At 34.1% G+C, this 13,823-nt stretch carries 14 protein-coding genes and 3 tRNA genes; 10 read left to right on the plus strand and 7 right to left on the minus strand.

Annotation, left to right across the window (positions count from 1 at the left end):
- Window positions 1-32: 32 nt before the first annotated feature.
- From trxA to nusG, 5 genes are all read left to right on the plus strand, one after another.
- On the plus strand, window positions 33-350 hold the full coding sequence (gene trxA / locus ACNFU2_RS19445; protein ID WP_034682284.1) for a thioredoxin: 318 nt from the start codon (window positions 33-35) through the stop codon (window positions 348-350).
- 128 nt (window positions 351-478) lie between these two features.
- A tRNA-Asp gene (locus tag ACNFU2_RS19450) sits at window positions 479-552 on the plus strand.
- A gap of 32 nt (window positions 553-584) precedes the next feature.
- Window positions 585-658, plus strand: a tRNA-Asp gene (locus tag ACNFU2_RS19455).
- 34 nt (window positions 659-692) lie between these two features.
- A tRNA-Asp gene (locus ACNFU2_RS19460) sits at window positions 693-766 on the plus strand.
- Between the two features lie 847 nt (window positions 767-1,613).
- On the plus strand, window positions 1,614-2,105 hold the full coding sequence (nusG, locus tag ACNFU2_RS19465) for a transcription termination/antitermination protein NusG (protein WP_273650924.1): 492 nt from the start codon (window positions 1,614-1,616) through the stop codon (window positions 2,103-2,105).
- Window positions 2,106-2,217: 112 nt separating this feature from the next.
- Here nusG and ACNFU2_RS19470 read toward each other — a convergent pair whose 3' ends face one another.
- A complete protein-coding gene (locus ACNFU2_RS19470) occupies window positions 2,218-2,970 on the minus strand; it encodes a M12 family metallo-peptidase (RefSeq protein WP_306611169.1) in 753 nt (250 codons plus the stop codon).
- 328 nt (window positions 2,971-3,298) lie between these two features.
- On the opposite strand from ACNFU2_RS19470, the gene ACNFU2_RS19475 reads away from it, so the two are divergent.
- Entirely contained in the window at window positions 3,299-4,318 is a 1,020-nt protein-coding gene (locus ACNFU2_RS19475) for a L,D-transpeptidase (protein WP_273650926.1), read from the plus strand.
- On the opposite strand, the gene ACNFU2_RS19480 is transcribed toward ACNFU2_RS19475, so the two are convergent.
- From ACNFU2_RS19480 to ACNFU2_RS19490, 3 genes are all read right to left on the minus strand, one after another.
- A complete protein-coding gene (locus tag ACNFU2_RS19480; RefSeq protein ID WP_172276716.1) occupies window positions 4,315-4,839 on the minus strand; it encodes a hypothetical protein in 525 nt (174 codons plus the stop codon). The genes ACNFU2_RS19475 and ACNFU2_RS19480 overlap by 4 nt on opposite strands.
- A gap of 1 nt (window position 4,840) precedes the next feature.
- A complete protein-coding gene (locus ACNFU2_RS19485; RefSeq protein WP_172276718.1) occupies window positions 4,841-6,163 on the minus strand; it encodes a PDZ domain-containing protein in 1,323 nt (440 codons plus the stop codon).
- 109 nt (window positions 6,164-6,272) lie between these two features.
- Window positions 6,273-6,911, minus strand: a complete 639-nt coding sequence (locus ACNFU2_RS19490) for an alpha/beta hydrolase (protein ID WP_172276721.1) — start codon at window positions 6,909-6,911, stop codon at window positions 6,273-6,275.
- A gap of 146 nt (window positions 6,912-7,057) precedes the next feature.
- Here ACNFU2_RS19490 and ACNFU2_RS19495 point away from each other — a divergent pair, with 146 nt between their 5' ends.
- Window positions 7,058-7,570, plus strand: coding sequence for a hypothetical protein (locus ACNFU2_RS19495; protein WP_306611176.1), 513 nt, complete (start codon window positions 7,058-7,060; stop codon window positions 7,568-7,570).
- Between the two features lie 423 nt (window positions 7,571-7,993).
- A complete protein-coding gene (locus ACNFU2_RS19500) occupies window positions 7,994-8,857 on the plus strand; it encodes a hypothetical protein (RefSeq protein ID WP_273650929.1) in 864 nt (287 codons plus the stop codon).
- 85 nt (window positions 8,858-8,942) lie between these two features.
- On the opposite strand, the gene tyrS is transcribed toward ACNFU2_RS19500, so the two are convergent.
- Entirely contained in the window at window positions 8,943-10,238 is a 1,296-nt protein-coding gene (gene tyrS, locus ACNFU2_RS19505) for a tyrosine--tRNA ligase (RefSeq protein WP_273650930.1), read from the minus strand.
- A 276-nt stretch (window positions 10,239-10,514) separates the two neighbouring features.
- Here tyrS and ACNFU2_RS19510 point away from each other — a divergent pair, with 276 nt between their 5' ends.
- Window positions 10,515-11,075 (plus strand): RNA polymerase sigma factor, encoded by a 561-nt coding sequence (locus tag ACNFU2_RS19510; RefSeq protein WP_273650931.1) that lies wholly within the window; start codon window positions 10,515-10,517, stop codon window positions 11,073-11,075.
- Window positions 11,076-11,120: 45 nt separating this feature from the next.
- On the opposite strand, the gene ACNFU2_RS19515 is transcribed toward ACNFU2_RS19510, so the two are convergent.
- Window positions 11,121-11,756, minus strand: a complete 636-nt coding sequence (locus tag ACNFU2_RS19515) for a hypothetical protein (protein ID WP_273650932.1) — start codon at window positions 11,754-11,756, stop codon at window positions 11,121-11,123.
- A 114-nt stretch (window positions 11,757-11,870) separates the two neighbouring features.
- On the opposite strand from ACNFU2_RS19515, the gene lipA reads away from it, so the two are divergent.
- Window positions 11,871-12,737, plus strand: a complete 867-nt coding sequence (lipA, locus tag ACNFU2_RS19520; protein ID WP_172276733.1) for a lipoyl synthase — start codon at window positions 11,871-11,873, stop codon at window positions 12,735-12,737.
- A 96-nt stretch (window positions 12,738-12,833) separates the two neighbouring features.
- Here lipA and ACNFU2_RS19525 read toward each other — a convergent pair whose 3' ends face one another.
- Window positions 12,834-13,688, minus strand: coding sequence for an AraC family transcriptional regulator (locus ACNFU2_RS19525; RefSeq protein ID WP_273650933.1), 855 nt, complete (start codon window positions 13,686-13,688; stop codon window positions 12,834-12,836).
- Between the last annotated feature and the right edge of the window lie 135 nt (window positions 13,689-13,823).

Below are 13,823 nucleotides of genomic sequence, written 5' to 3' on the forward strand. Positions count from 1 at the left end.
AATAGAATATTAATTTAAATAAAATAAAAAAAATGGCTTTAGAAATTACGGATAGCTCATTTCAGGAAACGGTTTTGAAATCTGATAAACCAGTATTGGTAGACTTTTGGGCGGTATGGTGTGGACCTTGTAGAACACTGGGACCAATCATTGAAGAAGTAGCAACAGATTTTGAAGGAAAAGCTGTAGTAGGAAAAGTAGATGTAGACAACAACCAGGAAATCTCTATGCAGTATGGCATCAGAAATATCCCTACAGTTCTTATTTTTAAGAATGGTGAAGTTGTTGATAAATTAGTTGGAGTAACACCAAAAGAAGTGATCGCAGAAAAATTAAGCGCACACTTATAAAAAAAATAACTTTGATAATGAATGTCTTCCGCTTTTGGGAGGCATTTTTTTAACAAATAATTTGCAGGTAATTAAAAAAGGTGTAATTTTGCAATCACAAAAAAGAAACAAGTTCTTTAACAAAATTTGATCCGGTAGTTCAGTTGGTTAGAATGCCGCCCTGTCACGGCGGAGGTCGCGGGTTCGAGTCCCGTCCGGATCGCAATCAAATTTATTTGAAATTATAGAACTACTGATCCGGTAGTTCAGCTGGTTAGAATGCCGCCCTGTCACGGCGGAGGTCGCGGGTTCGAGTCCCGTCCGGATCGCATATCAAATTTGATTAATAAACTCAGGACTACTGATCCGGTAGTTCAGCTGGTTAGAATGCCGCCCTGTCACGGCGGAGGTCGCGGGTTCGAGTCCCGTCCGGATCGCAATATAAAATGCTGTAATATTATTTACAGCATTTTTTGTTTTTAAAGTAAATATAATCGGAAAGATTTCCTTTTTACTTTTGATTTACTATATAGATATTTGTGGTTGGCATAAAGAAAGAATGTGAGCTTATAATGGAGTTCTACAACACAAAAACTACTTCCCTGTCAATAATCAGAAATTTCATCTTTTGTGATAGATTGATCATGCTATCTAAGTATAATTACTTTTTAATTTATCCTTACTCGAAGTAATATCAAATATACATGAGCATTTTTTACTTTTCTTTTTAAAGGATAGTATTAGCATAAATTTCAGCCTTACTTTATGTATGTAAAGTTTTTTTATCATTCAATTCCGTTTATAAAGAATCATGTAAATGAAATCTATTTTATACGATGTGAAAACATAAAATATTGAAATAAATCAGAGATAAGTAACAGTTTCTTTTGAACTTTATGCTTTAAAAAGCAAAATACATATTTTAAACTCCTTCCTAATTATATTATTAGTTTGTGTTTGTAAATTATTGATAATTATATGATTAAATCTCGATTGCATTATCCGTACGTATAAATTTCTTATAATAACTTACCCCAGATTTATAAATCTAGATATGCTTTAGTTGTTAACTGTGTAAAGCTAATGCATCTTTGCTCTACAGATAGAAGAAGTGTGAACATATCTACTAACGTTTTATTTCATGGTAAGGAAAAGTAGAAGTATTGCAAATGTCTTTTTCTGTTATTTCATGTCCCTTATAGTTTTCAAGAAAAATTTAAGTTAACAGGTGTGACTTGAAAGGAGAAGATGTAAAATGATTATAATTATATAGAAATGAATTTCATGAAAGGATGGTATGTTATTTATACCAAATCACGTTACGAAAAAAAAACTGCTCAAATCCTAACTGAGCAAAATTTCAAAGTGTATTTACCTCTCAATAAAACAATCTCTCAATGGAGTGATCGTAAAAAGAAGGTTGAAAAACCGCTTTTTAGTTCTTACGTTTTTATTTATTTAGAAACAATAAAAGATTACTTACGAGCTCTTGCGATTGAAGGTGTGGTCATATTTATCAAGTTTGGAAATCGACTGGTTCGTGTTCTTGATGAAGAAATAGATAGAATAAGAGTATTTCTTAATGAATTCTCAGATGTTGAACTTAGAAATTCATTAGATATTAAAGTTGGTGAGAAGAGGAGAATCGCTTCAGGGCCTTTTGAAAATTATGACTGTGAAATAATAAAAATAGATAACAAGAAAAAAATCTGTGTAAGAATTGAATCATTAAAGTATAGTATTTTAGCTGAAATGCATTCTTATCATTTAATTTAAGATCTTAATGGAGTTATAAGGATATTAGCTTAATTATTAGAGAAATAAAATATATTGTATGGTATATTCTTATACTATACAATGTATTTATATAATGTTATCCTTTTGTTAGTTACTTTCCACCATTTGCCTTAAGGTCAGCTTTACAATTATTATCCAATTGAGGAACATTTCCATTTATAATAAAGCCTAAAATATCTGTGGTTTCAGAAGCGTAGTACATCAGACAATTTTGATTATTACAATGGTTTCCATTGGAAGAATCTTTGTGATCTGTCTGCATCGGTGATCCTAGATTTACTAATCCCATCAAATGTCCCAGTTCATGCTCAAGCACTGTAGCTTCAAGTTTTGTTCTGCTGGTCTGCCCAAATCCTCCGGAATTTTCCTGAATTGTTTTTCCGAATAAAGCAATTGAAGTATTGCGGTATGCAATTCCTAACGTATTAGAATTGCCGCTATATTTCCCGTTGGTATATAGAATGTTTACTGCAAGAGTTGATCCGTTGGTAAATACAGTTCGGTTTGTATTCTCAATTTGTCTTATATCATCCGCAGATAAAGTGGAGGAGGACGTTCCCGGAATTTCTCTTTGAATAACGGTTATACCACCATCTTTGCGGAGAAAAGTGGATAGGAAGTTTTTCACATGATCAACAGCTTGCGAATTCGGGGCATATCCCGGCATATACTGAATTTCGATCAATAATGAATTATACCGGTTATTGCTTAATAGGTCGTTGGCTGACGCGCCAACAGGACGCGTGTGGTTGTAATCTGATGATCCATTGCTGAATTCATTATCTCTGCTACAGGATATTGTACATAGCAAGGCTAGAAACGGAATAATTAGTTTTTTAATCATAGGTTTTGTGTCTTTTGTTAAATATTTAATAATGCAATATTAGTAAAAATAAGTTTTGTGGTAGCAATATCACAGTAATGTATTTGTTTTATATCTGTTTTTATGTTGAATTCATTTCTCAAACCCGGCGGGTTTGTTTTTATTAATGAAAACAAATTGATTTTTCATAGATAATGATAGTGTCAGTCAGCTTTTATACTGATACTTTAATCGTTCTTAACCGTATTTTTACGATATTTTTAACCATCATTATGATTATTCCGTTTTAGGTCTGATATTTGTACTGAGTAGCAAAACTAATCGACCTTTTAAATTTATGAACGTAATTGTGAAAAAATCTTTTTTATACAGTCTTATACTGGTTTTATTTTTAGTATCATGTAAAAAGGAAATTGAAAAAATAAATGATACTTTAGGAACCGATACAACTACCACAGAAAGTCCAACGGAAAAAACTGATTCAATAAAAAAAGATTCAGTGGTTAAAAAGGAATCTGTACCTCCGGCAATGCAGGAAACCGGCTTTTATAATGCTTTTGTACTTCCAAAAGATAAAAAGCTTAGAGATTCTGTATATGCTGCATTCAGCAAAAAATATAATGAAAGAGAACGGTATGCTATTTTAGCACTGAACAGATTGGATTCTAAAAATAAATGGAATTCTGATACATTGGTAGTTCCGACCAAAATAGATACCACACTGATGGCTTATTCACCTTTTCCAATGCAATTGGATGTATTGAGTAATGTAAAGAAATTTGTTATTTTTTCTTATCCGATTCAGGCGTATGGAGTGTATTCCAACGGGAGTCTTGTAAAGTGGGGACCAACCAGTATGGGAAAAAAAACCGCACAGACCACAAGAGGATTAACTTTTGCCAACTGGAAAAAGAAGCTTTCCATTTCGACGGTTAGTAGTGAATGGAAATTACCTTATAATTTCAATATTTTTAACACAGGAGGAATCGGATGGCATCAATATGACCTACCCGGCTATCCGGCATCGCATTCGTGTCTACGGCTATTGAAAAATGATGCCCAATGGTTATATTCTTATGCAGATACCTGGATCCTGAATCCGGGAGGAGCCACCACTAAAGCAAAAGGAACTGCAGTAATGGTTTTTGGTGATTACAAATGGGGGCACAGGAAACCGTGGAGAAATCTGTTGGATGATCCTAATGCAAATAATATTTCTGTAGAAGAAATGAATAAGCTCATAGAGCCCCATATTGAAAAAATAATAAAAGAGCAGGAGAACAGGGAAAAAGTAGCAGATTCTATCAAGGCAGCGAAGGCTGTTGAGATTCAGGAACCTGCAGTGAAGCCCCAAGTGCTTGCACCTTAAGACTTCTTTTCAAATTGTAAAGTAGATTCTTCTGCAAATTTTCTGAGCTTCTGCATTTCATCTTTAGCTTTACTTTGTCCGAATCTGGCCGCAGCATATGTTGCGGCAATACAAAGCAACATGATAAACGAGGCATTGAGTGCCCAAGGAAATTCATTGCTTTTGATTTGTTTTTCTACATAGTACATGGTGAAAAAGGTCATCCATAAAATCGAAAAAGAGAAATAGAGAAACATAAAGAAGGTCCACACAGCCGAGCTTGGCCCGAATACTCCACGGATCACAATATCATCATCTTCTGCCTCCACGCGAAGAGAAAGTCTGGGTTTCCAGTAATTATCATAAGGTGTTTCTACACAGATGGTAGCTACCTCCTTATTGACATTGCCGGAAAATTCTCCTTTGTGTTCCTTGAGGTATTTGTTAAGGTTTTCAGCATATTCTTCCTTACTGAGATGGGTAAACATTTTAAACCTCGGTCGTGTGCGTATCTTATCTAATGTGGTTTCTTCTGTTTTCATATTATTCCTGATAGGGGATTGGGTCTTCCAGAGTAAAGCTCAGTGTAAGTTCCTGGTCTTTCCTTTTTATAAGCATGGTAATGGTTTTTCCTTCTTCAGATTTCATCAGTTCCATAATGTATTCCAAAGTCATGTCAAGGGTTTTTCTACCATTGATTGTAATAATCCGATCGTCTTTTTTTAGTCCTGCTCTATCTGCGGGAGAATCTTTACGTACACCTGCAATAGAAAATAAAGGCTTTAGTACAAATTTGTACTGTAAGTTATTATTAATCACCTCGATTTCATTACTTGCCTTTTTTGCACCGGTTTCAAGGGCTACAAAATCTTTTTCCCAGGATAATCCATCCTGTTGAAAATCAAGACCACTCATATTAAAATGGAAGGGGTCGTCATAATTTTTATTTTTCTTTAAGTAGATTTTCTGGTTAGGATAATCAAAAATGATAGTAAATCGGCGGAGAATTTCTCCTCCCACTGAACCCCTTCTGTTTTCAACAAGATTTACATGCTGAATAGAAAACTCATCCGGCATCGCGGTAAGAGGTTTTTCAAATTTAAAATCCCCCAGATAAAAGTTATGAATACGGCTTCTTTTTCCGTATACATCTCCGTTAAATCCTCTGCCTAAAAAATCATCAATATTAGGACGGTTGTACACAAAATTCTTTATAAGAGTAGGAAAGAGCCATATAGGATCGCTGTTTCCTAAGTCTATAAGAAGTTTGGATGTCTTCTTTTCATTGGTCATTTCAACCTCTGCTTCAATATACGGTTTATTTTTTTCAATAGAAATGGGAAACTCCTCAAATCTTTTGGTTTTTTTCCTAAGCAGTTCAATATCGTTGTAGATGGTAATCTTTTTGGAAACGTAATCTATAGAAACAGCATGATCTTTAAAAAAATGATATCCTATGATCCCGTTAACAGGGATTCCTACATGAGAAGAAATATTAAATTCCTGATTAACGATAATAAAAAGGCTCAGAGATTTATTGATGAAATTTTTTCCTATTGTACCTGTATTATTATCGGAACGAAATCCATCTATACTTGCGTTCCCACCCAAACCTGAAAATTTGATCTTTTCAAGTGTTGTTAGTTTTACTTCTTTGTTTTCGAGGCTGAAAATTGATGTTTCAGCAACTCCTGTATCTAACAAAAAGGTTAGATCTGCTCCATTAATATTGACCGGAATGAAAATCAGATTATTAATCAGCTTAAATGGAACTACCGTCTTTTTAGCATCTTTAATCTCAAAAGAGTTCTGAGCATTGATAAAAATGCTAATCAATAAAAGCCAGATAAAACATCGATATTTCATTTACTGAATATAAGCAATTTATCGCTATGTAAAATAAAAAACATTCTCTATTTTGAGAATGTTTATGTAATTTTTAATGTTTTGTCTGATATGTTTTATTATCCGTAAATTATTTCGAAAAGAAATCCATAAGGTCAATATAATTTTTTTGATTTACTCCATGTCCACTCATGTATTCTCTGAAAGTAAAATAACAACTCAATTCATACAGCAGATCTGCAGCCTTTCTTCCCCATTCTAATGGAATTACAGCATCATCGGTTCCATGGGATACAAAAAATCTAAGCTTTTCCAATTTCTTTTTATCTCTAACGATATCACCTAAGATTTTCTCTTCAGGATAGCTGCTCAAACACGCCACATAATTAAATAAATCAGGATATTGTAATGCCAGGGCATAGCATAAAATTCCACCCTGACTGAAGCCGCATAAATGGGCTCTGCTTTCAGTAATTCCGTATTGATTAATTATTTTTAGAATATTCTCCAGAACACTGTTCAGAGATTCTTTTGCCTGATGGACATCTATAAAGTTTTCTGGATTATTAAAATCAATGTCATACCATGAATATCCCTCGAATTGAGTATTCTTTGGAGCCCTGAAACTAACGATGATCCAGTCGGCGGGGAGGGTTTCCCTGAAACTAAAAAGATCCTGTTCATTGCTTCCATAACCATGAAGCATAAAAAGTATTGGAGTAGAAGAAGTAATATTTTCTGGTTCTCTTACAATATAATCTAAATTCATACTACAAAGATAAGTAATAAATCAAATTGCTAAATTTTTATGTTTTGAATAATCACGGCTTTAATTTTAACTATAAAATATGAATAATGCTTAAAATCAGACATAAATATTATTTTTATTGATTTGATATTGTTTGGAAATCTTTATTGGAAATTTTTCATAAAAGTTATTTTTATATTGATAAAAAACCTATATTTGAAACATTAAAAAATCTATTTGGAGAAATGAAGCAATTTTACAAATCAAAAAGTTTATTAAGACTTTCTTTTTTATTCATCGTATTATTTTCGGTAATTTCTATATTAAATTCTTGTAAAAAAGATGATGACGATGAAGACTTTAAAGATCATATCGTACAATTTGAAGTAAAGGGGAGTACAGGTGTTATTTCAAAAACCATCGTTACTCAGGTTGGAACTACGGTAAATAATATGTATAATACTACATTGACTCCAATTACCCTTCCTTGGTCAAGCGGCGAATTTTTTGTTAACTCCAGCCAGGCCCAGTTAAATCTTTCAGCTAATGCCACGATGCCTGACGATGATTCTAAACTCATTGTGAACATTTGGATTGATGGAGAAGTGGCAAAGAGTGATACCGTTGTTGGTAAAGGTGTTTTAAGTGCTGCTGTTTTTCACAGCTTCTTGGAATTATAAAAATCAAATTTACAAATAAAGAACAAACCGCTTATTTTTAGGCGGTTTTCTTATTTTCAGATAATATTTTTTGTAGCTCTGTTAAACACTACGTGCATGTTGGGAATTAGTATTTTTTATTACAGAATATTTGATTTGGATAAAAAAATATTATAAGTAAACTACAACATTGAGCTCTTTATTGTTGAAGAAAAATGGGTATCAAACTTTTTATTGCGGTGAAAGAATATAAAATTAAAGAGCAAAACCATATTTAAATTTAACCTTTTATAGAATAAAAATTTCTTTCTAAGTATTACGATTACTGAGCATAATCATATTCTAATTTTGGCAGAAAAAAAAAGAATTTGTTATATTGGTCAGATAATCAATAAAATATAATCCCATTAAAAACGTATAAAATTAATTCAAAAATAAAACAAGATGAAAAAAAAACTATTTTTAGTAGGAAGCTTTTGTATATTTAATATCACAATTGCTCAAGTAGGGATTAATACTTCCAATCCTCAAGCAATTCTCCATGTTGATGGTGGGAAAGATAACGAAAAGACTGGTGTTCCTACTGTTACTCAGCAAGCTAATGATTTTGTAATAACTTCCGGAGGAAATGTAGGTGTGGCTACTATTACACCAGATCCGTCTGCTGATCTTACATTAGCGAGTGATAATAAAGGTTTTTTAGTAAATAGGGTAGCTCTTAAATCAACAACAGACGCTACTACCATTTTAAATCCTGCAACAGGTCTATTGGTGTACAATACAGGTGCAGGGGACCTAAAAAGAGCTGGGTTTTATTATAATTCAAATACACCTGGAGCTCCGGTTTGGTCTTACTTTCAACCCCAAACCAATACAAGCGGCAGTGAAGTGAAAAAAATAATTTTTACGAAAACGGCACCTTGTACAGCTGCTTTAACAGATGGGGCAGTAGAAATTGATCAATTTAAATTTTATTTTAGAAGTAGAAATGGAGACAATGTAGGAGGTTGTAAACCTTATTTGGCGCTAACAGATAACCCAGGCAATGACAAGATATTATTTTTAGGAATCAATCAACAATATGCAGGTGGTGGTTTTGAATATGATAATAAATCAATTACTTACACTAATACAAATTTTTCAACAGGCCAATTCTTAGACAAATCTAATACGGATTCGATTGCCAATAGCGAATTAAATATCATCCACATTGTAGATGCTTCTGTGAATAAGTATTATCGCGTTACATTTTATATCTCGGGCGGAGGCAATACTTATACTTATATGATTATTGCAGAGGGTTTTTAATAAAACACGCATATACATAATGTAAAGTTAAAAAAGACTATCTTGAGAAAGATAGTCTTTTTATATATTTATATATGATTTTGAATTATACTACTTTTACAATAAAATAACTCTTTTTACCTTTTTGCAGTAATAAAAATTTACCATCGATCAGGTCACTTTCGTTTGCTGTAAAAGTATCATTTATTTTTTGCTTGTTTACGGAAATTGAATTTCCTTTGATCTCTCTTTGGGCCTCACTTTTTGATTTTAAAAATCCTGATTTTTCTGAAAGAAGATCAATAATGTTGATTCCCAATACATCTGCTTTTGCTACTTCTTTTTGTGGAACTCCGTCAAAAACTTCAAGGAAAATTTCCTCATCCAGACTTACTAAATCTTCAGCAGTGGAGCGGCCGAAAAGAATTTCTGAAGCCTTTAAAGCCTTTTCATATTCTTCTCTTCCATGAACCCATACGGTTACTTCTTCAGCTAATTTCTTTTGAAGCTTTCTTTCATGTGGAGCTGTTTTGTGCTCTTCTATTAATGCTTCAATTTCTTCTTTACCCAGGAATGTATAAAATTTAATAAATCTTTCGGCATCAGCATCGGTTGCATTCAGCCAGAATTGGTAGAATTTATACGGTGATGTTTTCTTCTTATCTAACCAGTAATTTTCACCACTCTCGGATTTTCCGAATTTGGAGCCATCTGCTTTCGTGATCAAAGGAACCGTTAATGCAAAAGCTTCTCCTTGTGCCTTTCTGCGGATCAGTTCTGTCCCTGTAGTGATATTTCCCCACTGATCAGAACCTCCCATTTGTAACTTTACATTATTATTCTGGTACAAGTGCAGGAAATCATACCCCTGAATCAGCTGATAAGTAAATTCAGTAAAACTCATCCCTTCAGCTCCGGCTTCCCCTGAGAATCTCTTCTTTACGGAATCTTTAGCCATCATATAGTTTACAGTGATGTTTTTTCCCACATTTTTGGCAAAGTCTAAAAACGAGATGTTTTTCATCCAGTCGTAATTGTTTACCAACTCAGCCTTATTGGCTCCATCTCCATCAAAATTCAGAAACTGAGAAAGCTGATTTTTCAAACAGTCGACATAATGTAAAAGTGTTTCCTCATCCAGAAGATTTCTCTCCGCAGACTTTCCTGAAGGATCGCCGATCATCCCGGTAGCACCTCCTACTAATGCAATAGGCTTGTGGCCATGCTGTTGAAAATGAGCTAAAATTTTAATTTGAATAAGACTTCCAATATGCAAAGAATCAGCAGTTGGATCAAAACCGATATACGCAGTAGTTACCTCTTTATTCAGTTGTTCATCGGTTCCTGGCATCATATCAGCAAAAAGACCACGCCATTTTAATTCTTCAATAAAGGAATTCATATTATAATTTTTCTTTAAAATTTAACTGTGCAAAGATAGTAAATTCAGAAGTACGGATGGTAAAGTGTGAGGGCTAAAAAGCGAAAAGCCAAAAAACTGAAAGACAAGAATCCCATACTATATGGGTCAATTTACCTTTCATGATTTCATGATCACGGCATAATCATTTTATCATGTAAAAGCTGTCCAGGTAACTGTTTTACGAATCCTGGATTTTGCGATTTTGCCATTCAGCCATATTGTCATTTCCCCGAAAATAAATTATATTTGTTACTAATGAACGACGAACAGTTATTTTCACTTATTCAGAAAGCTAAAGAAAAAGACCAGAAGGCCCAGACAAAACTCATTAATGTTTTTTGGGTGGATGTCTTTTCTTTTGTGATGAAAAAAGTCCGTGACGAAAATGATACAGATGAAATTACGGTCAATGTTTTTTCAAAGGTGTTATCTAAACTGGATATGTACGATCCTCATTTTCAGTTTAAAACATGGATACTGACAATTGCTCAGAATACGGTTATTGATTTTTGGAGGAAGAGAAGCCGTGAAAATCAGGATCCGACAGAAAACCTGGATGAAGTGAAGAACCAGTTTGCCAAATCTCCGGAAGAACTGATGATTTCTGACGAAGAGCAAAAGAAAATCATTAAAACAATTGAATCCTTAGATGCCAATTATCAGGATATCATAAAACTTAGATTTTTTGAAGAGAAAAGCATAAAAGAAATAGCTGAAGAGTTGGGAATTTCTGTTGCAAATACCAAAGTAAGGGTAATGCGTGCTAAAAAAGTCCTGGCTGAGCTTCTCAAAAACAATGAGTTTGATGAGGATTGATAAGCCTTAAGCATTAAAATATCTCAGAAGTTTCAAAAGATATGACTACAAATGAAACTCAGCTTTTGTTTTTGGAAACTTAAAGGTTCTTTCTTCTGAATTTCTGTTTTGTAAATTAATCTTCCAGTCTTTTTTTATGACGGTTTCTTTTTCAGATTTTCCGTTGTCTGGGTTATCTTTACCTTCTACTTCTTTAGAATATACCAACTGTCCGGTGGAAAGGTTATAATCAATATCCGCCCAATAGTCTCCCGGTCTTCCGTAGCTAAGGGAATAACCAATCAGTTCGAAATGTCCGTTCTGAAAACGGTATTTATCCGTGTATCCCCATTTCCAGCTGCTTCCACCAGCCTGAGTAATTTCTAAAATTCCTTTTTTAATGGCCATACTCTGATAAGGATCTCCCATCATTCCTCCATGATTGCTTTCGAGGATGGCTTTTCTTGATTTTTCTAAAATGCCCCACTTACCATTTGTTTTTTTTAGAATCTGGATTTCACGGATATTTCCCATATCCGTAGTATCTTTCGTATTGTAGATAATTACTTTTTCTGGGATTTTATCGCCGTCAAGATCGCCATCTACGGTTTCTATAATCTCAGATCCCACAGGTTGAAATTCTTTTTGGGCAGAGCAAATGATACTGAAGAATAGAGATAAAAGGAAGAAGGTTGTTTTCATGGAAAAAATTTGGTGATCTAAATTACAATTATATATTTAATTATGTGTTCCATCAATTTCTGCATTAGATGGTTTCCATTAAAAATTCCTTAACTTTGAAGTTCAATTTTAGAAATGGAAAATTTAGTTCAAGACACTACCGTTCAAAAACCAAAGTGGATTCGTGTAAAACTGCCTACCGGAAAGAATTACAGAGAACTGAGAACCTTGGTTGATAAATATAAATTAAATACAATTTGCCAGAGCGGGAGCTGCCCGAATATGGGGGAATGTTGGGGTGAGGGAACTGCAACTTTCATGATTCTGGGGAATATCTGTACGCGGAGCTGTGGATTTTGTGGTGTAAAAACCGGAAAACCTATGGATGTAAACTGGGATGAACCCGAGAAGGTAGCACGTTCGATCAAATTAATGAAAATTAAGCACGCAGTACTTACTTCAGTGGACCGCGATGATCTGAAGGATATGGGATCCATTCTGTGGGGGGAAACTGTAAATGCGGTACGAAGAATTTCTCCGGGAACTACAATGGAAACATTGATTCCTGATTTCCAGGGAATAACAAAGCACCTTGATCGATTGGTGGATGTTGCTCCGGAAGTGATTTCTCATAACATGGAAACAGTAAAACGTTTAACAAGGGAAGTGAGAATTCAGGCGAAATATGAAAGAAGCCTTGAAGTATTAAGATACCTGAAAGAAGCAGGACAGAGAAGAACCAAAACGGGTGTTATGCTTGGTTTGGGAGAAACAAGAGATGAAGTTTTCCAGACGATTGAGGACATCAGAAATGCCAACGTGGATGTGATTACCTTGGGGCAGTATCTTCAGCCTACTAAAAAACATCTTCCTGTAAAAAAATTCATTACACCGGAAGAATTTGATGAATTCGGTGATTTTGCAAGAAGTTTAGGTTTCAGACATGTTGAAAGTTCACCACTTGTAAGAAGTTCTTATCACGCAGAAAAACATATTCACTAAAAATACAAATCGCTCCAACACGGAGCGATTTTTTTTATTAGAAAAGGGCAGTTGATATGTAAATCAGCAAAACTCAATTTAGCTATTTAGCCTTCATCATCCCTCAATTTTAGCCAAATGCTTTTTCCTGAACTCTGATGGTGTTTCACCTACATGCTGTTTGAATAGCTTATTAAAATACGACAGACTTTCAAAACCTACCTGGAAACAAACTTCCGTTACGGACGAATCCTTTAACAAAAATATCTTTGCCTGATTGATCCTGTAGTTGTTTACAAAATCAGTAAATGTCATATTGGTTTGCTTTTTAAAATACCGGCAGAAAGCCGCAGTACTCAGGTTTACTGTTGCTGCAATGTGATTGACATTCGTTTTTTTATCATAGTTTTCATGAATGTAATCGTAAATTGTTCCCATTCTTATTTTATCGTTAAGAAACCATTTGATCCGGGTATCTTCGTTATTCAGTTCTTTTACTTCATTTGAGTTGGCAAGGATCTGTAGGATTTCAATTAATCCGATGAGGGAATCAAAATTTCCTGTAGTCATGAGGCTATGCATTTTTTCAACGACGATCCGCTTTGTGTCTCCGGAGAAAGATAGTCCAAGATAGGAACGTTCCAGAAGATGTCTGATATCGTCAAATTCGGGAACCGGATCAATAATATCCTGTAAAAAATTTTCTCTCATCTGGAGAACCATCTGTCTGCACTCTGTTTGGATTTTGTAATCGAAGTTGAGATGTGGAACATTAGAGCCAATCAGTAAAAGGTCACTATTAGTAAAACCGGAAATATCTTTTCCTATATGGCGGATTCCATTTATGGCTTCAACATAAACCAATTCTATTTCAGGATGATAATGCCAGAAAAAGCAGTCTTTCAAGGAAGGAGAAAAAAGCTTGAATGATTTTCCTTTTTCGAAGTCAATAATTTCTTTCTGGATTTTCATTTGGTTCTATCTTGATTACTTTGAGATTTAAAATTAAATAAAAAGGTCAATACGGAGCAAATTTTTATCATTTGAGTGGAAGCAGAATTGAAAATTTCTATCGATTTTTGCACTTTCAAATAATAGGATTGCTTT

This window comes from Chryseobacterium sp. PTM-20240506 (assembly GCF_048296755.1).
Classification (GTDB): Bacteria; Bacteroidota; Bacteroidia; order Flavobacteriales; family Weeksellaceae; genus Chryseobacterium; species Chryseobacterium proteolyticum.